The sequence below is a fragment of the Nonomuraea sp. NPDC003201 genome, from assembly GCF_053590415.1.
Map to the genome: position 1 here is coordinate 1 of NZ_JBSFTC010000219.1, position 20027 is coordinate 20027.

Consider the following 20027-nt stretch of genomic DNA (forward strand, 5'->3'; position numbering starts at 1 on the left):
GCGCGCCGTCGCGGCCGGTGCCGGTCAGCGGCGCGCGCACACCGACGCCCTCGGCCCGCTGCTCGCCGAGATGCAGGTCGTCGCCCGCGCCCACCCGAGCGGGCGCTGGTGAGCGCCCGCGACCGGGCCGCCGAGGTCGCGGCGCAGGTACGCGACCCCGAGATGCCCATGCTCACCCTCGCGGACCTCGGCGTGCTGCGCGGGGTCGAGGTATCCGGTGGCGAGGAGGTGGTCGTGTCGATCACCCCGACGTACACCGGCTGCCCGGCCATGGCGACCATGCGCGACGACCTCGTCCACCGGCTGCGGGAGGCCGGGTTCGACCGGGTCGAGGTGCGGATCGTCCTGGATCCGCCCTGGTCGAGCGACTGGATCACCGAACGCGGCCGGGCCGCCCTGCGGGAGGCCGGGCTGTCGGCCCCCGGCCCCGTCCCTCGGCGGAGCGGCCCGATCCCGCTCACGCTGGGGCCGGCCAGGAGCGCCCCGCCCTGCCCGCGCTGCGGGTCGGCGGCGACCCGGCTGACGTCCGAGTTCGGCGCGACCGCCTGCAAGGCCCTCTACCGCTGCACCGGCTGCCTTGAGCCGTTCGAGCACGTCAAGGAGATCTGACATGGCCGCTTTCCACCCGCTCACCGTGTCGGCGGTGGACCGCCTGTGCGAGGACGCCGCGGCGATCACGTTCGCCGTCCCGGACGAGCTGCGCGAGGCGTACGCCTTCCGCGCCGGGCAGTCGCTCACCCTGCGCCGCGTCGTGGACGGGCGGGAGGAGCGCCGGTCGTACTCGATCTGCGCGCCGGCCGGCGCGCGGCCCCGGATCGGGGTCCGCGAGATCCCGGGCGGGCTGTTCTCGTCCTGGCTGGTACGCGAGGTCGCGCCAGGGACGCGGATCGAGGTCCAGACGCCGACCGGCTCCTGGCGGGCCGACCCCGCCACGGGCGAGCGGCACCTGTGCGTCGCCGCCGGGTCGGGCATCACCCCGCTGCTGTCGCTCGCCTCGACCGTGCTCACCCATCCGGAAGCCCAGGTGTCGCTGCTGTACGGCAACCGGACCAGCCGGACCGTGATGTTCGCCGAGGAGCTGGGCGACCTGAAGAACCGGTACGGCCCCCGGCTCCAGGTGGTCCACGCGCTCTCGCGGGAGCCGCGCGACGTCGAGCTGTTCTCGGGGCGGCTCGACGGCGACCGGCTGCGCCGGCTGCTGACCGAGGTGGTGCCGGTCGAGGTGTTCGACCACGTCTGGCTGTGCGGGCCGCTGGCGATGATCCAGGAGGCGCGTACGGTGCTCGCCGACCTGGGCGTACCCGCCTCCCGCGTGCACGTCGAGCTGTTCTACGTCGACGAGCCGCCGCCGCGGCCGCGACGGGCCGCGGACGGGGTCGCGCCCGGCGCGACGAGCGAGCTGACGACCGTGCTCGACGGCCTGCGCACGACCTCGACGGTCTCCCGCGACGCGACGCTGCTCGACGGCGCCCAGGCGGCGCGCGCGGACCTGCCGTTCGCCTGCAAGGGCGGCGTCTGCGGGACGTGCCGCGCGGTCGTACGGTCGGGCGAGGTGGACATGCGCCGCAACTACGCCCTCGAACAGGCCGAGATCGACGCCGGGTTCGTCCTGACCTGCCAGACATTTCCGGTCGGCGAGCGCGTCACCGTCGACTACGACGCATAAGGAGCCCACTGATGCCCGAATCCTTCGTCGTCTCCGGCGTGCGGACGCCGATAGGCCGCTACGGCGGCGCGCTCGCCCACGTCCGGCCCGACGATCTGGCCGCCCTCGTCGTGGGCGAGGCCGTCGCCCGCGCCGGGATCGCCCCGGACCTCGTGGACGAGGTGGTGCTCGGCGCGGCCAACCAGGCCGGCGAGGACAACCGGAACGTCGCCCGGATGGCCCTCCTGCTGGCGGGCCTGCCCGACTCGGTGCCCGGGTTCACCGTCAACCGGCTCTGCGCCTCGGGGCTGACCGCGGTCGCGACGGCTCGTGCCCTGATCGCCGCCGGGGACGCGGACGTGGTGGTCGCGGGCGGGGTGGAGTCGATGACCCGGGCGCCGTGGGTGACCGAGAAGCCGGCCAAGGCGTTCGCGAAGCCGGGGCCGTCGTTCGACACCTCGATCGGCTGGCGGTTCACCAACCCCCGCTTCGACGCCGCGACGACCGCCTCCATGCCGCAGACGGCCGAGACGGTCGCGCGGCGCTGGGGGCTGACCCGTGAGGAGCTGGACGCGTACGCGCTGCGCTCCCACGAACGGGCGGTCACGGCCATCAAGGAGGGCCGGTTCACCGGCGAGATCGTGCCGGTTCCCACGGGTGCGGGCGTCGTCGACACCGACGAGGGGCCGCGGCCGGACACGAGCCTGGAACGGCTGGCGCGGCTGCGCCCGGTCAACGGCCCCGGCGGGGTCGTCACCGCGGGCAACTCCAGCTCGCTGAACGACGGCGCCGCGGCCGTCGTCGTGGTCAGCGACCGCTTCCTCGAACGGCACGGCCTGACACCCCGCGCGCGGCTGGTGGCGGCGGCCAACGCCGGGGTGGCGCCGGAGATCATGGGCGTCGGCCCGGTCCCGGCGACCCGCAAGGCGCTCCAACGCGCGGGCTGGGCCGTCGGCGACCTGGACGCCGTGGAGCTGAACGAGGCGTTCGCCTCCCAGTCGCTCGCCTGCGTCCGGGATCTCGGGCTCGACCTCGACCGCGTCAACGCCGACGGCGGCGCGATCGCCCTCGGGCACCCGCTGGGCGCGTCCGGCGCCCGGATCCTGGTCACCCTGCTCGGCCGGCTCGAACGCTCCGGAGGCCGGCGCGGCCTGGCGACCATGTGCGTCGGCGTCGGCCAGGGCAGCGCTCTCCTGGTGGAGCGCCCATGACCAGCCTGATCGTCGAGGAGGCCGCGGACCGGGTGGTGTGGCGGCTCAACCGCCCCGAGGTGCGCAACGCGATCGACCGCGAGCTGGTCGCCAGGCTCCACGAGGCGTGCGCCGCCGTCGAGGAGGAGCCGCGCGTCGTCCTGCTCACCGGCGAGGGCACGACGTTCGCGGCCGGGGCGGACATCGCCCAGCTGCGCGAACGCGACCTGTACGACGCGCTGCGCGGCATCAACTCGAAGCTCTTCGATCGGATCCACCGGCTGCCGATGCCGACCGTGGCCCTGCTCGACGGGTACGCCCTGGGCGGCGGGGCCGAGCTGGCCTACGCCTGCGACTTCCGGATCGGCACCCCGAACACGCGGATCGGCAACCCGGAGACGGGCCTCGGCATCCTGGCGGCGGCCGGGGCGGCCTGGCGGCTGGCCGAGCTGGTCGGGGAGCCGCTGGCCAAGGAGATCCTGCTCGCGGGCCGGGTGCTCACGGCCGAGGAGGCGCACGCCGTACGGCTGCTCAACGAGGTCGTGGAGCCGGAGGAGCTGATGGCGGCCGGGCACCGGCTGGCCGACCGGATCGCCGCGCGGGCGCCGCTGGCGACCCGGCTGACCAAGGCGGTCTTCCACGCCCCTCGGGGCGCGCACCCGTTCGTGGACGACGTGGCTCAGGCGGTCCTGTTCGAGACGGAGGAGAAGAACATGCGCATGACGGCATTCCTGGAGCGGCGCTCATGAGCCTGCCACGGACGGTCGGCGTCTTCGGCGGCGGGCGGATGGGGTCCGGGATCGCGCAGGCGTTCCTGACCTCGGGCAGCCACGTGATCGTCGTCGAGGACGGTCCGGAGGCGGCCGAGCGGGCCAGGGGGCGGGTACGCGACGGCCTGGCCAAGGGGAACGCGGACCCGGACGCCCTCGCGCGGCTGCGGACGACGTCGGACCCCGGCGAGCTGGGCCCGTGCGAGCTCGTCGTCGAGGCGGTCCCGGAGGACGCGGCGCTCAAGGCCCAGGTGTTCGCCGTGGTCGAGAAGGTGGCGCCGGGCGCGGTGCTGGCCTCGAACACCAGCAGCCTGTCGATCGGCGCACTGGCCGCCGGCCTGGCCGCGCCGGAGCGCTTCCTCGGGTTGCACTTCTTCAACCCCGTCCCGGTGAGCGCGCTCATCGAGATCGTCACCGGGCCGCGTACCGATCCGGCGCTCGTCACGCTGGCCCAGGAGTGGGCGGCCGGGCTGGGCAAGACGCCGATCACGGTCGCGGACTCGCCGGGGTTCGCCAGCAGCCGGCTGGGCGTCTGCCTGGCGCTGGAGGCGATGCGGATGCTGGAGGAAGGCGTCGCGAGCGCGGCCGACATCGACACGGCGATGACCCTCGGCTACCGGCACCCGATGGGGCCCCTGCGTACCACCGACGTGGTGGGGCTGGACGTGCGGCTCGCGATCGCCGAGCACCTGGCGCGCGAGCTGGGGCCCCGGTTCGAGCCGCCGCGGATCCTGCGCGACCTGGTCGCCGCCGGGCATCTCGGCCGCAAGACGGGCCAGGGCTTCTACACCTGGTGAGACCCCCCGGCCTCGTGCCGGGCCAGGCCGTCGAAGGCGATGGCGGTGATGGCGTCGGCGACCATCGCCCGGTCGTAGGCGCCGTCGGGCCGGTACCACTCGACCAGCGAGTTCACCATGCCGAACAGCAGCCGGCTGACCAGCGTCGCCGGCACGTCGTCGCGGAGCGCGCCCTCCGCGACGGCGTCGGTGACGAGCGCGGCCAGGCGGTCGTCGAGCCAGCGGCGCCGCTCCAGTGCCGCCAGCTCGACCTCGCTGTTGCCGCGCACCCGCAGCAGGAGCGTGACCGAGGGCTGGTGCGCCACCAGCACCTCGACGCTGCGGCGCAGCACCTCGCGCAGCCGTCCGTACGCGCTCGTCCCGGCCCGGTCCCTGGAGGCCTCGGTCACGACGGCGGTCAGCTCGTCGAGCGCGTCGTCCAGGGCCTGGCCGAGCAGCTGCTCCTTGCTGGTGACGTGGTGGTAGATGGCCGGCTTGGTCAGGCCCAGCTCCTTGGCCAGGTCGCCCATGCTGGTGGCGTCGTACCCCTTGCGGTTGAACAGCTCCACCGCGGCGCGCAGGACCGCGGCCTGGTCATGGCCGGGACGGCCACGCCCGCGGCGCGGGGACGGTTCGGCAGGCTGAGTCGTCACGAATGCAGCATCTCACGACGCATCAGCCGAGCGGCCGACGAGGTGCCCTATTCGAGGAGAACTCACGTCGTGGGCATTTTAGCCGCGACCCGGCAAGAAGTGATTGATTTGAAATTTCTTCAAAGCATTCGGATTTACGTTTACAACGTCGCGATCCAGTCGTTAATCTGCTGAATGCGAAAGGGAATCAGCGCCAAGAAAGACTTGAACGCGATGAACCACCCGGTTGTCACAGCAGATGTCGACCAGATGCGCGATTTGCTGGTGCAGCATTTCCCGCCTTACTATCTCGAAATCGGCAAGCCGCACCCGCGCGGCGCTCGATACCAGCTTCTCCACAAGGGAAAGATCGCTCTGCACACCGCGACTTACGGTGCGGAGATTCGCGTCGGAACGTCGGAGTCGTTCGACTTCTATGCGGTCATGATGCCGTTGCGGGGAACCGGCGGGGTGACGCTCAACGGGCAGGACGTCACCGCGCCGATCTCCCTCATCGGCCCCAAGCAGAAGATCGACATGCGTTGGAGCCTCGACCACGAGGTTTTGCTGATGCAGGTTCCGCTGGCGGCCATGGATGAGGCGCTCGAGGCCTACCTTGGCGATCCTCCCAAGGAGCGGCTGCGGTTCGAACCTGGGGTGGATGCCACCGGCGCGTTCGGCCACGCGCTCACCATGCTGTCATCGGGCGGCCCGCTGCTCTTCGCGGCTTCGAAACTGGCCGAGCATCACTTCGAGCAGTTTCTGCTGCACACCTTGCTCGCCTCCCAGCCGCACAACTACTCGGACGCGCTCAGCGAGTCCGCTGCCCCCTGGACCCCCGCCGCTCTCCGGCGTGCCATCCGCTACTGCGAAGACCACGCCGGCGAGGCGATCTGCCTCGGCGACATCGCCGCCGCGGCCAGAGTCAGCGTCCGTACCCTCCAGCTCGGCTTCCGTGAACATCTGCAGACCACCCCGATGGCCTATCTCCGTTCCGTACGGTTGGCTCATGTTCACGCCGATCTCGTCCGTATCGCGGATACGGGCAGCCAGACGACCGTCACGGAGGTGGCCCTGCGATGGGGATTCACCCATCTCGGCCGCTTCTCGGCCCTGTACAGGCAGACCTACGGCCGGCTTCCGTCCAGCACCCGGCAAGGACACCGATGAGGCCGTCGGCGCCTACCTCAGCGCCTCGGTCTCGGGCCGGCCCCGGCGGCGGAGGTCGGCCAGCACGTCCGACCAGGGGATGACCGCGTTGTCCTTGGCCCATTGTTCCCAGAGCGCGGCGAGCTCCGCGACGAGCGACGGCTCCCGCGGGGCGAGGTCCTCGCGCTCGCCGCGGTCGGCCTCGATGTCGTACGGCTCCCAGGGGCCGCCCCACTCGCGTACGAGCTTCCAGCGCCCCCGCCGTACGGCGGCATTGCCGATGTGTTCCCAGCACAACGTCCGGGGTTCGCCGGCGGCGGGAAGGTCGTCGCCCCGCCACACGGGCAGCAGGCTGCGGCCCGCCGTGTCCGCCTGGCCGTACGCCGCCTCCACGATGGTGGAGGTCAGGTCGACCAGGTGACCGGGGCTCCGTTCGACCCGATCGGCGGGCAGGGCGCTCGGCCACGACACGATGAAGGGGGAGGCGACACCGCCCTCGTGAACCCAGCGCTTGTAGAGGCGGAACGGCGTGTTGGACAGGTTCGCCCAGCCTCGGCCGTAGCTGATGTAGCTCTGCTCGGGACCGGGCATGATCCCCGGGGTGTTGCCCGCCTCGACCGGTTCCCCAAGCCGGGTGTGCCGGGGGCAGATCTCCTCGCCGAAGAACGGCTGTCCGGGACGGTGCGGCAGTTCCCCGGCGCACCCGCCGTTGTCGGAGAGGAACATCACGATCGTGTTCTCGCGGGTCCCTGACCGTTCGAGCTGGTCGAGGACCTGACCGATGCCGCGGTCCATCACCTCGACCTGGGCGGCGTACGTGGCCATCCGCTCCACCTGCCAGGCGCGGTCGTCGACGTCGGCCCACGGTGGAACCGCCTCGTCCCGCGGGGGCAGTTCCGCGACGCCGGCGACACCGAGGTCGGCCTGGCGCCGGAAGCGTTCCGCGCGGAGCGTGTTCCAGCCGGCCCGGTAGCGCTCGCGGTATTTCGCGATGTCGGGCTCGCGGGCGTGCAACGGCCAATGCGGAGCCGTGTACGCCAGGTAGAGGAAGAACGGCGTGTCACCGGCCGAGGCGCGGGCGACGAAGTCACGGGCGTGCTCGCTGAGGTCGTCGGTGATGTAGTAGTCCGGATCCGCGTGCGCCTCGGGCACCCTCGATTCGCCCGACATGAGCGGCGGCTGGTAGTAGCTGCTGCACCCGGGCAGGATGCCGTAGAACTCGTCGAATCCGCGGCGGGTGGGCCACGTGCCGTTGGGTGTCGTGGTGTCGGACGACAGGTGCCATTTGCCGACCAGCCCGGTCCGGTAACCCAGGTCTTTCAGCCTCTGCGCGAGGGTCGGCACGCTCTGGTCCAGGGAGCCCCGGTAACCGGCCGGCCTGTTGTCGCGCGTCAGGACGCCGATTCCCACGGAGTGGGGGTGCCGGCCGGTCAGCAGGGCCGCGCGGGAGGGGCTGCAGCGCGGCGTGACGTAGAACGACGTCATCCGGACGCCGCTGCGGGCGAGGCGGTCGAGGTTCGGAGTGTCGATCTCCCCACCGAAGCTGCCGAGGTCGGAATAGCCGAGGTCGTCGGCGAGGATCACGATCACGTTGGGAGCGGGCATGCGGGCCTTTCCGTTTCTGTCGGAGGAGTGTGATGTGCCGGTGGTGCTCACGTCTCCGATGTCTCGCCGGCCGGGTTCGTGTCCGGCCGGGTCAGTGAGCGCAGCAGGTCGGCGAACTGGCGGACCGCCTCCGCCCGGCTCACCGCGTCGGGGTCCAGCAGCCATTGGACGCGCAGCCCGTCGGCGAGCGCGATGAGCCATCGCGCGACCGTCTCCGTGGTCAGCCCCGGAGGCAGGTTGCGCTCGTCGATCACCTCGGTGAGCCACCCCTGCACGGAGATCACGATGGCCCGGTACCGCTCGACCCACCATTCGTGGGACGGGTGCTCAAGGCTCAGCCCCTCCGCCGACAGCAGGGCGAACAGCTGGACGAGCACGGGATTGCGCTCGTTGTCCTCAAGGGTGCGGAGGAACACCTCCATCCGGTCCTCCCCCTCGGCCAGCCGGCGCCGCTCGTCCTCCCGGTTCCTGTCCTCGCGGTCCTGCAGCACGGCCATCAGGAGCGAGGCCTTGTTGGGGAAGTGATGCAGCAGACCGGCCTGGGAAATGTCGGCCTTGTCGGCGACTTCCCGCAGGCTCACGGCATTGAAGCCGTTGGCGGAGAACACGGTGACGGCCGTGTCGAGGATCTCGCGGCGGCGTTGATCGCCGTGCGGGCGCGTGACGACCTTTCTGCGTCGCCTCTTCGGCGCCGCGGCGCCGTCCTGAGCCCCTCCGTGTGGTGCGGAGCCCTCGTCATCCATCGCTCTTCTCCCGTACGTCGTCGTGGTCGGCTGTCTGGCGGGAAGCGGTCGAACTCCCCCGCCGGCAGAGCAGCGTGGCCACGAGGTCATCGTCGAGGCGGGCCAGCAGCTCACGCGCCGTCGCCGGTTCCGAACCGGCCAGGTCCGCGGTCTCGTACGGATCGGACTCCAGGTCGAACAGCGCCGGCGCGGGCAGGTCGGCGCTCACCACGAGCTTGCGCGTCCTGGTGGAGACGGCACGCCAGCGTCGCAGGGCCACCCACCGGTTCGCCCCGTAGTGACGCTGGGCGAGCTCGATCTCGCGGGCGGACCGGTCGAGCCCGGACACGACATGGTCGCGGTGCTCGGACGCCTCCCCGCGCACGACGGGCAGCAGCGACCGCGCGGTCATCCACCGCGCGGGGGCCAGCCCCGCGACGTCGAGGAAGGTCGCGGCCAGGTCCTCCAGCGAGACCAGGGCGTCACTGGTGGCGCCAGGGTGCCTGACGACCGGTCCGGCGATGATCATCGGGATGCGGATGCTCGGGTCCAGGGCGACCTGCTTGCCCCAGATGCCCTGGTCACCGAGCAGGCCGACCTGGGCGCCCGGCTGCCACCCGGCGAACACGAAGGGGCCGGTGCCGATGACCTTCGACCCGTCTTTGAGCCCCTGGTAGGTGCGGCGGTCGACGATGAACGTCTGCCCGGTCGAGAACGTGACATCGTCGCGCAGCTCGAAGGTGATGGCGCGTCCGCCGTCCGCGACCTTCCGGCTCTTCGCGAGCAGCGGCTGCGGCCGGCGAGCCTGGTCGTAGGTGGTCAGGGTCTGGAAGACGTCGGCGGCCCAGGTGGTGTTGCCGAGTTTGCCGGCGAGCACCGTCCCCGGTTCGCGTCGGCGCTCTGAACGATCGTGACGCTTCCCCCGCGGCGCGGCTCGGCGGGGGTCTCGGCGGCCCGGTCGACCGCTGACGTGCAGGCCGTCGGGGCTACCAGCAGGCCCGTCCCGACTCCGAGCAGTTGACCGACACAACTGCGTCGCGGCCCGGAACGTCCAGCAGGCATGGCGATCATTCCTCGCGTTCTCGTCGTTCCCCAGGTGCGACGAGCACCTCGCGGAATGTAACGGGACCATACCTAACCTACCGAGTACTCGGTAGGTTAGCGCGACAGAAAAAATTTAGAGGTCATGCTTCCGGATCGTGCTGCGGCACCGTCAACCTGCCCGGGCGTCGGCCTCCACGACCGGCCAGGAGTCGCAGGATCCGGTGGACCACCGGAGGCCGAATGGCGGTGGATGCACTACGGGCCGGTCGGCAACAGCGTGCCGGCCGGCACCGGTCAAGGTCGGCCTCGGACCGCCGCCATCGGTGTGTGGCGGCGGTGTGAACGGTCAGCGCAGGGAGCGGAAGAACTCGCGCACGTCGGCCACGAACGGGCCGGGCTGTTCCAGGGCCAGGAAGTGTCCGCCGCGCTCGAATTCGGTCCAATGCACGATGGTGTGATCGCGTTCCGCGAAGCGACGGATGGCCACGTCCTGGGTGAGGGAGACTGCCACGCCGGTGGGCACGGTCCCGGGGTCGCGCGGCGCCCAGGCCGAGGGGTCGTGGTGGGCCTCGTAGTAGAGGTGGGCCGAAGAGGCGCCGGTCTGCGTGAACCAGTAGATGCTGACGTCGGTGAGGAGAGCGTCGCGGCCGACGGCGTCTTCGGGCAGGTCCGCGGCGCTGTCGGTCCATTCCTTGAACTTCTCGGCGATCCAGGCGAGCTGGCCGGCCGGGGAGTCGTTCAGGCCGTGCCCCAGGGTCTGCGGGCGGGTGCCTTGGATCTTGTCGTAGCCGCTCTGCTCCTGCTGCCAGTGCTCCAGGCGCGCCAGCCGCTCCAGTTCGGACGAGGTCAGGCCGTCCATCTCACCATCGAGCCCGATCGGAAAGGTGACCAGGGCGTTGACGTGCACGCCGAGGACGCGCTCGGCATCTTGGCGGCCCATTTCCGGGGCGACGAAGGCGCCGACGTCGCCGCCCTGCACGCCGTAGCGGGAGTAGCCGAGCCGGTTCATCAGCTCGGTGAAAGCGCCGGCGATGCGGCCGTGCGTCCAGCCCGCCTCGCGCAGCGGAACGGAGAAGCCGAACCCCGGCAGAGAGGGGATCACCAGGTGGAAGGCGTCGGCAGGGTCGCCGCCGTAAGAGCGCGGGTCGGTCAGGGGGCCGACGACGTCCAGGAACTCGGCGATCGAGCCGGGCCAGCCGTGGACGAGCATCAGCGGGGTGGCGTCGGCCTCGGGAGAGCGAATGTGCGCGAAATGGATGGTCTGCCCGTCGATGTCGGTGGTGAACTGGGGCAGGTCGTTCAGCCTGGCCTCATGCTTGCGCCAGTCGTAGCCGTCGGCCCAGTAGGCGGCGAGCTGCCGCAGATAGCCGGTCGGGACGCCGCGGCTCCAGCCTTGGCCGCCGATCTCGCCGCTCCAGCGGGTACGGGCGAGCCGGTCTCGTAAGTCATCCAGCTCGTCCTGCGGGATGTCAATGCGGAACGGGTTGATCATCGAACTGTTCCTTCCAACAACGGAATACTTATATGAAAAAGGCGGTGGACCGTTGTTTGCGGTTCACCGCCATTCCCGGAGAACGGGCTCAGCTGCCTTGGGCCGAGCAGCCGCCGTGCTGATTTCATCAAGAAAGTACGCGACTCCCGCGCTTACCCCGGAGCAATGCGCGCGGTGCCGCCTGAATTCATGGAGTGGGGGTTTCTCCCGTGATGCGGACGCTGTCGCTCTCGTCACCCACGACCGTCCTCGGGACAGCGCCGTTACCCGATTCCGAACCGGCGGCCACGGCCGGCGATGCGGCGACCATGACGCCTCCCACCCCCATGGCAAGTGTCGCGGCCAAGACAAGCAGGACACGGTTCACGTTCAGTTTCCTTTCGCAGGGCCGGAGATGCCGATGCCTTCTGGCCATGCGAGCCTATGAGCGTTGCACGAGGTCCCACTATCCACATAGCGCTCATGCCAATTCGTTCACCGGATAGGCGCGGGCACGTGTCACCTTGAGCGGCACCGCTCCTACCGTTGCCGGGTCACCAGGTGACGGGGAGCTCGAAGACGCCGTAGACCAGCCCGTTGTGCTTGAACGGGACCCGGTCCAGCTCGGTGGCCAGTTTCAAGGTCGGGGTGCGCCGGTAGAGGGTGCCGTAGACCACCTGCGGTTCCATGCGGGCCAGCGGCCGGCCGAGGCACTGGTGGACGCCGAAGCCGAAGGCCACGTGGCGGCGCGCGTCGCGCCGGATGTCCAGCTCGTCGGGGTCGGGGAACACCTCGGGGTCGCGGTCTCGTTGACCATGATCAGCCCTTCCCCGGCGCGCACGGCCTGCCCGGCGACCTCGAGGTCCTCCGTGGCGACGCGCAGCCGGGCGTGCTCCGGGTCGTCCATCCCGATGAAGCTGCGCTTCACGCCGCCGGCGGGCAGCGGCACTGTGGCGGGGTAGCCGGGGTTGCTGAGATCGGCGCTGACTCTGGGGTCCGCCAGCACGGCGCGCTGTTCGGCGTAGCCGGTGACGAGCCAGGGAGTGCTGCCGTCCCAGAGCCGGACCCTGGTCAGCGGGCCCTGCGCGCGCTGGGCGTACAGGCCCGGGGCGGGTCGAACGGGCAGCGGGCCTCCCGCGCCATCGGGAACTCCGGCACCTCGGCCAGGCTTTCAGCCGTCATGGGAGTCGGTCCTTTCCTTGAATCTCTCGCTTACGGCAGGCCGGTCACGGGGGCCTGCCACAGTCCGGCGAGCGCGTCGATCAGGCTGGAGGCGAGGTCGTCCCAGCTCGGATGGAGGGTGGGGGCACCCTCGGCGAGGGCGCGTTCCCGCTCGACGCACATGTGCACGATCACGTGACGCGCCATGGCCCAGCGCTCCTTCTGCACGGTGGCCGGCAGGTCGCTCAGACACCGGTTCAGGCCGTCCACGAGCAGTCGCAGCGAGGGCGACGGCAGCGATTCCTCGACCGTGATCTGGTAGAGCGCCGGATCGGCCATCACCTGCGCGCGGAACCGGGCGTACCAGGTGGGGCTGCCCTGCGCTTCCAGATGCCGGGTGAACGGGCGCACCAGGCAGGCCACCCAGTCACGCACGTCCGTCGAGCCGGCGGCGTCGGCGACCATCCACACCCGCAGCTGCTCCATCTCGTCGGCGTGCCTGCGCGCGATGGCGCGCACCAGGTCGGCCTTCGTACCGAAGTGGTAGCCCACCGCGGCGCTGTTGCCCTGCCCCGCGGCCTCGCTGATCTGGCGGTTGGACACCGCGTGCACCCCGTGCTCGGCGAACAGCCGCTCCGCGGTGGCCAGGAGCACCTCCCGCGTCGCGCTCCCCCGCTCGGGCCGCGCAGTCCCGCCCGCCATCACCCTCTCCTTCCTGTGGCCTTCACCGCATCGTAGGGAACCTCACGTCCATCCAACTCAATCATATGATTTAATTAAATCAAGCGACTGACTTACCAATCCTCCTCAAGGAAGACGAAACCATGAAAGTCACCATTGACCAGGACAAGTGCTGCGGCGCCGGCACGTGCGTGCTCGTCGCGCCGGACGTGTTCGACCAGCGAGACGACGACGGGATCGTGATCCTGCTCAACGAGCGCCCGCCCGCGGAGCTCCACCCCGTCGTCCGCGAGGCCGCCGACGTCTGCCCCGGAGCGGCGATCTTCGTGAGCGAGGACGCATGAGCACCCCCGGCCACGTGCTCGTGGCCGGCGCCTCCGCCGCCGGCCTGGCCACCGTGGAAGCCCTGCGCCGCAAGGGATACGAGGGCCGGGTGACCGTGCTGGGCGCCGAACCCCACCTGCCCTACGACCGGCCGCCGCTGTCCAAGCAGATCCTGTCCGGCAGCTGGGACCCCGAGCGAGCCCAGCTGCGGCCTCAGGCCGCTTTGTCCGCGCTGAACGCGGAGTTCCTGCTCGGCGACCCGGCGACCGGGCTGGACGTCTCCTCCCATACCGTGCGCACGGCGTCGGGACGCGTTCTGAGCGCGGACGCGGTGGTGGTCGCCACCGGACTGCGTCCCCGCACGCTGCCGGACCAGGCCGGGCCGGCCGGCGTCCACGTGCTGCGCACCCTCGACGACGCGCTGGCGCTGCGGGCCGACCTGCTGTCCTGCACGCGCCTGGTGGTCGTCGGGGACGGCGTGCTCGGCGCCGAGATCGCCGCCACCGCGCGCGGCATGGGCGTGAACGTCACCCTGGCCGGCCCCCAACCGGCGCCGCTGGCCTGCCGGCTCGGCCAACCGGCCGCCGGGCTGCTCGCCGACCTGCACACCGAGCACGGGGTCGAGCTGCGGCTCGGCGCCGCCGTCAGCGGCCTGACCGAACGGCACGGCCACGTCACCGGGGTACGCCTGGAGACCGGCGACGTGCTGCCGGCCGACGTCGTCGTGGTCGCGTTCGGCGCCGCCCCGGCCACGGAATGGCTCGCCGGCAGCGGGCTCGACCTGGACAACGGGCTGGTGTGCGACTCCCGCTGCCGCGCCGCGGAAGGCGTCTACGCGGTCGGCGACGTGGCCCGCTGGCACCACGAGACCCTGGGCAGGTCGCTCCGGCTGGAGAACCGGACCAACGCCACCGAACAGGCGATCGCCGTCGCCGGCAACATCCTCGGCGACGACCGCCCCTACACCCCGATCCCCTACTTCTGGACCGACCAGTTCGACGCCAAGATCCACGTACACGGGATGCCGTCACCCGACGCCGAGGTGTCCATCGCGGAGGGCTCCGTGGCCGAACGCCGCTTCGTCGCCGTCTACCGCCACGACGGCCGGGCCACCGGCGTACTCGGCTGGAACATGCCCAAACAGGCGCGTCAGCACCGGCAGGAGCTCACCGCGACTTCCCTGCTCGCGGGATCGGCCTGACCGGCGGGCCGCGGTCACCTTGAGAGACCGGCGGGGCCGCGGCTTCCGACCCCGGCGCCTTTACATTGTAGATTCATGCCGGGTGAGCCAGGCGCGGATCTCGTCCATGAGCGGGACGGGCGCGTCATGGTGGACCAGGTGACCGGCGGCGTCGATCAGCGAGAGCTCCGCGGCGGGGATCAGGCCCTGCAGCCGCCGGCCGATCTCGGTGGGGATCCACGCGTCGCAGGAGCCCCACAGGATCCGTACGGGGATGCTGATGTGGCCCAGCCGTTCCTCGTTCTCTTCGAGGAAGCGCTCGTCATAGTGGGCGATCTGCCGGTAGAAGGCGGGCTGGCCGTCCTCCCCCGTCCACGGCCGCACGAGGGCGTCGAGATCGTCGTCGCGCAGGCCGCGATGGCTCGCGCCCTGAATGTAGGCGCGCACGATGGCGGTGTGGATGTACGCCGGCAGCTGCCCCAGGACGTCAGGATGGTCCTGCACGAACCTGAAGAAGGGTGAGCCGCTGGGCGGGATGGCCACGACGTCGACGAGCATGAGCGAGGCGTAGCCGACGCCCAGGATCAGGTGCGTGCGCAGGGACACCGCACCGCCGAAGTCGTGGGCGATCACGTGCGGCCGCTCCAGCCCCCAGTGCGCGAGCAGCGCCGCGAACGCGTCGGCCTGCGCGCCGAAATCGACGGGATGCTCGGCATGCTTGGACGAACGGCCGTATCCGGGCATGTCCCACAGGTAGACGGTGAAGTCGCGGCTCAGGGCCTCCGCGAACGGCTGCCACAACGCCGACGAGAACGGCGTGCCATGACAGAACACCACCGCCGGACCGGCGCCCGCGCGCCCCCAGGCGATCTGCCTCCCACGCCACTCGAATCGCTCCGTCAACTCCATGACTACCCATGGTAGTCAGCGGTCGGGCGTGTCGCGCCTATCGATCGGGGCCGAGGTAGGCGAGGACCGCCGCCACCCTCCGGTGCACGTCCCCGCTGTTCTCCAGCCCCAGTTTCGTGAAGATGGCGTTGACGTTCTTCTCCACCGACGAGATCGACAGATGAAGCGCCCTGGCGATGGCCGAGTTGGAGCGGCCGCGCGCCATCTCCCGGAGCACGTCGCGTTCGCGTCCGGTCAGCGCCTCCCGCTGGCCGCGGACGTCGCGCTTGGCCAGCAGGCCCTCCACGACCTTCGGGTCGATGACGGAGCCGCCGCAGGCCACCGCCCTGATGGCCCCCAGCAGCTCGTCCAGGTCCCCGACCCGGTCCTTGAGCAGGTAGGCGTAGCCCTCGGTGCCGTGCTTGAACAGCTCGAACGCGAACAACGCGTCCGCGAACTGCGACAGCACCACGACCCCCACCCCCGGATGCGCGGTCCTGATGCGGTGGGCGGCGTCGATGCCCTCGAAGCCGGGCCGCCAGTCGCCGCCCGGCATCCGGATATCGGTGACCACGACGTCGGGGCCGAGGCGGCGGACGGCGTCGAGGAGTTCGTCGGCGTTGCCGACCGCGCCGACGACCGTGATCTCGCCCGACATGTCGAGCAGTTGGCGGGTTCCTTCGCGTACGAGGTAGTGGTCGTCGGCGACCACCGTCCGGATCCGCTCACCCATCGACCGGCACCCACGCCTTCACCCGTGTCCCCTTTCCCGGCGAGCTGTCGAGGTCGAGCCCGCCGCCGAGCGCGTCCAGCCGGTCGGACAGCGTGGCCAGCCCCCTGCGGGCGGTGGCCCCCGGGTCGAAGCCCTTGCCGTCGTCGGCGACCGTGGCGCGCAGGCGGCCGCCCGCGTGCGACAGGCCCACCTCTATGGTGGCGGCACCCGCGTGTTTGAGCGCGTTGGCGAGGGCCTCGTTGACGGTGAAGTACATCGCGCCCTCGACCTCGTCCTTGAACCGCCTGGTTCGCAGCCCGGGGTCCGAGGCCACCGTCGTGTGCACGGGCAGGCGGGAGCAGCGCTCCTCCACCGCCTCCACCAGGCCGCCCTGGCTGAGGGCCGACGGGTGGATGCCGGCCGCCAGCTCGCGCAGGTCTGTGAGCGTCTGGCGGGCCTGTTCGCGCAGGTGGGCGAGCATGTCGGGGCTCGCGCCGGTGGAGCGGGCCAGCTCCAGACCGGCGATGAGCGCGACGAGCTGCTGCTGAACGCCGTCGTGGATGTTGCGTTCGATGCGCCGCCGTTCCGCCTCCTGGGCGTTGACCAGGCGGGTGGCCAGGCCGGCGCTCTGGATGGCGAGCCCGGCCGGCACGGCCAGCGCCTCCAGGAGCCGCCGGTCCACGCGCGTCAGCCCGCCCACGCCTCGGGGGCCGCACTCGATCCGGCCGAGCCCTCCGTGCACCGGCACCGTCAGGGTCGCCGGGCCCTCCTGCCGGCCGGCGACCACGCGGGTGCCGTCCGCCAGCGTCACGGCCGCCCAGGTGGCCTCCAACGCGGTGCGCACGGCCATGGCCACCCGGCCGAGCTGCTCCGCGGGCTCGGGCGCGTCCTCCAGCGCGGTGCCGAGGTCGGACAGCACCTCGTCCACCGTCGGCCGTACGTCGAAGATCAGGTGCAGGCGGGAGCCCCGGATGCCGATCCCGATGTCGAGCAGCCGGTGGCGGACCACGGTGACCCCGATCGCGACGGGCAGCGCCCCCGTCATGGCCATCGTCCCGAGCAGCGCGAGCATCGGCAACCTGGTGAGGAACGTCATCTGGACGACGCCGCCCAGCAGGCTCACGGCCACGCCCCCGACCATCCAGGTGTACTGCCGCCGCTCGACCCGCGCGCTGCGCCGCCGGCGGAGCACGAGCCCGCCGAACCCGATCGCCGCCATGATCCACGTGATGAGCTGGCCGGCGGCCGACATCAGGAGCCCGGCCAGGGTGAGCGTCGACTCCAGGACCAGCGTCGGCTCGCGCGCGGCGCCGCCGCTCAGCGTGCTCCCCACGGCGTGCAGGGCGATCGCGATGCCGGAGATCCACGCGAAGGCGCGCCAGCGGCGCGAGGGCAGCCGTCCCTCGGGGAAGAGCAGCGGGACGAAGATCCAGTTCAGGCCGTAGAAGACAGCGAGGACGGAGGAGAGCGGGGCGGTCAGCCAGAGCGGCACCGTGCCCATGATCGACAACCCCGCGCCGGTCAGGCCGACGCCCAGGAAGAGTGCGCAGAGCAGGAGCAGCCAGCCATACCGCAGCTCGGGACGCCGGGTGGCCAGCAACCAGCCCAGCGCGGGCATGAGCAGCGCCACCACCATGTACACCCATTCGGTCACCGGGAGGGGGACGCCGCGGCTCGCCGTGATGCGGCTCGTGATGATCACGTTGGCCACGATGCCGGCGGCCGCGCCCGTCGCCAGTACCCCGGCCACCAGCCTCGAACCCATAAGCCTCCATCGTCGTGAGTGATCGGCGAGAGGGCTATGAGGTTATCCGCATATTTCGTACGGCCATCCCTACCAGTCAGAACGGTGGCTCCCATGGTGGCCCGCCATGACCCCGCCACGATTGCCTTGAGCACCATGAGAAGCAACAAGCCCGTCCGCTTTCTGACGGCGGCAGCCGTCGCGGCCACGATGACGGCGGTCTGCGTGGGCCAGACCGCGCCCGTGCAGGCCGCCGCCGTCGCCGCGCCCGAGATCCCCGACACGCCCGCGGGCCGGCAGTTGCGCTGGCTGCTCGACGCCGCCACGCGCCCGCCGATCCCGGAGAGCGAGCTGAGGCAGCACTTCGCCGCCGAGTTCCTCCAGAGTGTCCCCGCCGACCGGCTGAACCAGACCCTGACCGCCTTCAAGGGCATGCGGCTCCAGGAGCTCACCAGGTCGGAGAGCGCCCTGCTCGTCGCCACGGTCGAGGCGGCCGGCGTCCTGTTCGACCTGTCGCTCACGACGGACGGCGCCGGCCTCATCAGCGGGCTGCTGTTCCGCCCGCAGGTCTCCCCCGCGCCCAAGGACTGGGCGGAGCTGGACCAGCGGCTGAGCAGGCTCGCGCCGCAGGCCGGCTTCCTCGCCGCCGAAGTGGCCAAGGACGGGGCCTGCCGCCCCGTCCACTCCGTCGCCCCCGGTACGGCGCGGCCGCTCGGCTCCATGTTCAAGCTCTACGTGCTGGGGGCCGTGGCCGAACGCATCGCGAGCGGGGCGTTCGGGTGGGACACCCGGCTCACGATCACGCCGGAGCTGAAGAGCCTGGGGTCGGGCGAGCTGCAGAACCGCCCGGACAACAGCAAGGTGTCGGTGCTGGAGGCCGCCAAGCTGATGATCTCCATCAGCGACAACACCGCCGCCGACCTGCTCATCCACCGGGCCGGCCGCAAGAACGTCGAGCGTACCGCGCGGGCCTGGGGCGTCCGCGACCGGCGCGACACGCCCTGGCTCACCACGCGGGAGATGTTCGTGCTCAAGGGCGCCGGCTACCCGCGGCACGCCAAGAAGTACCTCTCGCTGGGGACGGCCGGGAAGCGGGCCTACCTGGACAGGGTGGTCGCCAAGGTGCCGCTGTCCCGCGTCGCCGGGTGGACCGCGCCGCGCGAGCTGGACACGATCGAGTGGTACGCCTCCCCCGCCCAGGTGTGCCAGGCCTTCGCCCGGCTGTCGAAGCTGCCCGACAAGCACGTCGGCGAGGCCCTGTCGATCGACGACGCGGGGCTCGCGCTGGACAGGACCCAGTGGCCGTCGGTCTGGTTCAAGGGCGGGTCGGAGCCCGGGGTGAGCGACCTGGGCTACCTCGCCAGGACGGCGGACGGGAGGTCGTTCGTGGTGACGACCCTGGCGATCGATCCGAAGACCCCGTTCGACCAGGCGCGGGCGCTCTCGGAGCAGCTGGGGCTGACCCGTGGCGCGTTCGCGCTGGTCAAGGGCTCCTGAAGGCCACGATCACGAGGGCTCGTCGCGGAAGTCCTCGGCGTGGTCGCGGGCCCACTCGCCGTACGTGCGGGCGGGCCGGCCGGTGACCTTCTCGACCGTGTCCGTGGGGGGCAGGGGCCGGTCGACGGCGGCGGCGGACTCCTTGATCACCACGTCGGCGACCTGGGGCGTCGTCCAGGCGCTCAGCTCCGCGCGGTACTCCTCCAGATCCTGGACGGCGAAGCGGACCGGACGGCCGACGGCCTCCCCGATCAGCTCGGCCTGGCGGCTGCGGCTGACCAGCTCCGGCCCGGTCAGCGGGTAGGTCGCACCGTCGTGTCCCGGCTCGGTCAGGGCGAGGGCGGCGACCGCCGCGATGTCCGCCTCGTGCACGGGGGCCGAGCGCGAGTCCGGGAACGGGTCGCGGACCACCCCCTCGGCCCGGATCGACGGCGCCCACTGGAGCGTGTTGGTGGCGAAGGCGCCCGGGCGCAGGAACGTCCAGGCTATTCCCGAGCGGGCCACCGCCTGCTCGGCGTCGCCGTGCATGCGGCCGATCGCGTCGGTCGAGGCGGGGTCGGCGAGCAGCGCGGACAGCAGGACGATGTGCTCCACCCCGGCGCTCGCGGCACGGGTGACGAAGTCGTCCAGGCCGCGTCGCTCGGCGTACAGGAAGATCCTGGTGACGCCGGCGAGCGCGGCGTCGAACGTGTCCGGGTCGGCGAGGTCGCAGAGCACCGTTTCCACCCCGGCGGGCAGGCGGGCCGCGCCCCGCGGCGCGCCGGCCCCGCGGCGGGCGGGACCCCGCCGACGGCCCCCGCGGGAGTGCGTTGTGGCGTTGCCCGCGGGGGGGTGGA

General features: G+C 71.6%; 20 protein-coding genes. 9 read left to right on the plus strand and 11 right to left on the minus strand.

Going from position 1 to position 20027, the window contains the following annotated elements; all coding sequences use genetic code 11:
• Window positions 1–108 precede the first annotated feature (108 nt).
• The 5 genes from paaD to ACWDX9_RS44450 are packed head-to-tail and all read left to right on the plus strand — an operon-like array spanning window position 109 to window position 4402.
• Window positions 109–609, plus strand: a complete 501-nt coding sequence (paaD, locus tag ACWDX9_RS44430; protein WP_449965875.1) for a 1,2-phenylacetyl-CoA epoxidase subunit PaaD — start codon at window positions 109–111, stop codon at window positions 607–609.
• Window position 610: 1 nt separating this feature from the next.
• Window positions 611–1666 (plus strand): 1,2-phenylacetyl-CoA epoxidase subunit PaaE, encoded by a 1056-nt coding sequence (gene paaE, locus ACWDX9_RS44435; RefSeq protein WP_449965877.1) that lies wholly within the window; start codon window positions 611–613, stop codon window positions 1664–1666.
• An 11-nt stretch (window positions 1667–1677) separates the two neighbouring features.
• On the plus strand, window positions 1678–2856 hold the full coding sequence (locus ACWDX9_RS44440) for a thiolase family protein (protein ID WP_449965879.1): 1179 nt from the start codon (window positions 1678–1680) through the stop codon (window positions 2854–2856).
• Window positions 2853–3584, plus strand: a complete 732-nt coding sequence (locus ACWDX9_RS44445; protein WP_449965881.1) for an enoyl-CoA hydratase/isomerase family protein — start codon at window positions 2853–2855, stop codon at window positions 3582–3584. The genes ACWDX9_RS44440 and ACWDX9_RS44445 overlap by 4 nt, the downstream gene beginning before the upstream one ends.
• Window positions 3581–4402 carry a 3-hydroxyacyl-CoA dehydrogenase family protein gene (locus ACWDX9_RS44450; protein ID WP_449965883.1) on the plus strand — a complete coding sequence of 274 codons (822 nt, stop codon included), beginning with the start codon at window positions 3581–3583 and terminating at the stop codon, window positions 4400–4402. Before ACWDX9_RS44445 ends, ACWDX9_RS44450 begins: the two co-directional genes overlap by 4 nt.
• On the opposite strand, the gene ACWDX9_RS44455 is transcribed toward ACWDX9_RS44450, so the two are convergent.
• Complete coding sequence (locus tag ACWDX9_RS44455) at window positions 4390–5034, minus strand: TetR/AcrR family transcriptional regulator (RefSeq protein ID WP_449965886.1); 645 nt, start codon at window positions 5032–5034, stop codon at window positions 4390–4392. The genes ACWDX9_RS44450 and ACWDX9_RS44455 overlap by 13 nt on opposite strands.
• A 174-nt stretch (window positions 5035–5208) precedes the next feature.
• On the opposite strand from ACWDX9_RS44455, the gene ACWDX9_RS44460 reads away from it, so the two are divergent.
• Window positions 5209–6183: an AraC family transcriptional regulator gene (locus ACWDX9_RS44460; RefSeq protein ID WP_449965888.1), complete on the plus strand. Its 975-nt coding sequence runs from the start codon at window positions 5209–5211 to the stop codon at window positions 6181–6183.
• Between the two features lie 12 nt (window positions 6184–6195).
• On the opposite strand, the gene ACWDX9_RS44465 is transcribed toward ACWDX9_RS44460, so the two are convergent.
• From ACWDX9_RS44465 to ACWDX9_RS44490, 6 genes are all read right to left on the minus strand, one after another.
• Window positions 6196–7767: an arylsulfatase gene (locus ACWDX9_RS44465; protein WP_449965891.1), complete on the minus strand. Its 1572-nt coding sequence runs from the start codon at window positions 7765–7767 to the stop codon at window positions 6196–6198.
• A 47-nt stretch (window positions 7768–7814) separates the two neighbouring features.
• Window positions 7815–8510, minus strand: a complete 696-nt coding sequence (locus ACWDX9_RS44470) for a TetR/AcrR family transcriptional regulator (RefSeq protein ID WP_449965893.1) — start codon at window positions 8508–8510, stop codon at window positions 7815–7817.
• Window positions 8503–9366 (minus strand): sulfatase/phosphatase domain-containing protein, encoded by an 864-nt coding sequence (locus tag ACWDX9_RS44475; RefSeq protein ID WP_449965896.1) that lies wholly within the window; start codon window positions 9364–9366, stop codon window positions 8503–8505. Before ACWDX9_RS44475 ends, ACWDX9_RS44470 begins: the two co-directional genes overlap by 8 nt.
• A 513-nt stretch (window positions 9367–9879) precedes the next feature.
• Window positions 9880–11025, minus strand: a complete 1146-nt coding sequence (locus tag ACWDX9_RS44480) for an epoxide hydrolase family protein (protein WP_449965899.1) — start codon at window positions 11023–11025, stop codon at window positions 9880–9882.
• A gap of 533 nt (window positions 11026–11558) precedes the next feature.
• Window positions 11559–11795 (minus strand): cytochrome P450, encoded by a 237-nt coding sequence (locus tag ACWDX9_RS44485; protein ID WP_449965901.1) that lies wholly within the window; start codon window positions 11793–11795, stop codon window positions 11559–11561.
• Window positions 11796–12216: 421 nt separating this feature from the next.
• Entirely contained in the window at window positions 12217–12867 is a 651-nt protein-coding gene (locus tag ACWDX9_RS44490; RefSeq protein ID WP_449965904.1) for a TetR/AcrR family transcriptional regulator, read from the minus strand.
• Between the two features lie 122 nt (window positions 12868–12989).
• Here ACWDX9_RS44490 and ACWDX9_RS44495 point away from each other — a divergent pair, with 122 nt between their 5' ends.
• Window positions 12990–13190 (plus strand): ferredoxin, encoded by a 201-nt coding sequence (locus tag ACWDX9_RS44495; RefSeq protein WP_350741946.1) that lies wholly within the window; start codon window positions 12990–12992, stop codon window positions 13188–13190.
• Window positions 13187–14371 carry an NAD(P)/FAD-dependent oxidoreductase gene (locus tag ACWDX9_RS44500; RefSeq protein ID WP_449965907.1) on the plus strand — a complete coding sequence of 395 codons (1185 nt, stop codon included), beginning with the start codon at window positions 13187–13189 and terminating at the stop codon, window positions 14369–14371. The genes ACWDX9_RS44495 and ACWDX9_RS44500 overlap by 4 nt, the downstream gene beginning before the upstream one ends.
• Before the next feature lie 60 nt (window positions 14372–14431).
• On the opposite strand, the gene ACWDX9_RS44505 is transcribed toward ACWDX9_RS44500, so the two are convergent.
• From ACWDX9_RS44505 to ACWDX9_RS44515, 3 genes are read right to left on the minus strand one after another with little or no spacing between them, the layout of a single operon-like run.
• Window positions 14432–15259 (minus strand): alpha/beta fold hydrolase, encoded by an 828-nt coding sequence (locus ACWDX9_RS44505; RefSeq protein WP_449965910.1) that lies wholly within the window; start codon window positions 15257–15259, stop codon window positions 14432–14434.
• A 37-nt stretch (window positions 15260–15296) separates the two neighbouring features.
• Window positions 15297–15971, minus strand: coding sequence for a response regulator transcription factor (locus ACWDX9_RS44510; protein ID WP_449965913.1), 675 nt, complete (start codon window positions 15969–15971; stop codon window positions 15297–15299).
• A complete protein-coding gene (locus ACWDX9_RS44515; RefSeq protein WP_449965915.1) occupies window positions 15964–17715 on the minus strand; it encodes a sensor histidine kinase in 1752 nt (583 codons plus the stop codon). The genes ACWDX9_RS44510 and ACWDX9_RS44515 overlap by 8 nt, the downstream gene beginning before the upstream one ends.
• A 135-nt stretch (window positions 17716–17850) precedes the next feature.
• Here ACWDX9_RS44515 and ACWDX9_RS44520 point away from each other — a divergent pair, with 135 nt between their 5' ends.
• Window positions 17851–19191, plus strand: a complete 1341-nt coding sequence (locus tag ACWDX9_RS44520) for a serine hydrolase (protein WP_449965918.1) — start codon at window positions 17851–17853, stop codon at window positions 19189–19191.
• Window positions 19192–19200: 9 nt separating this feature from the next.
• Here ACWDX9_RS44520 and ACWDX9_RS44525 read toward each other — a convergent pair.
• Window positions 19201–20027, minus strand: an 827-nt coding sequence (locus ACWDX9_RS44525; RefSeq protein WP_449965921.1) for an NAD(P)H-binding protein, incomplete at its 5' end; no start/stop codon positions are given.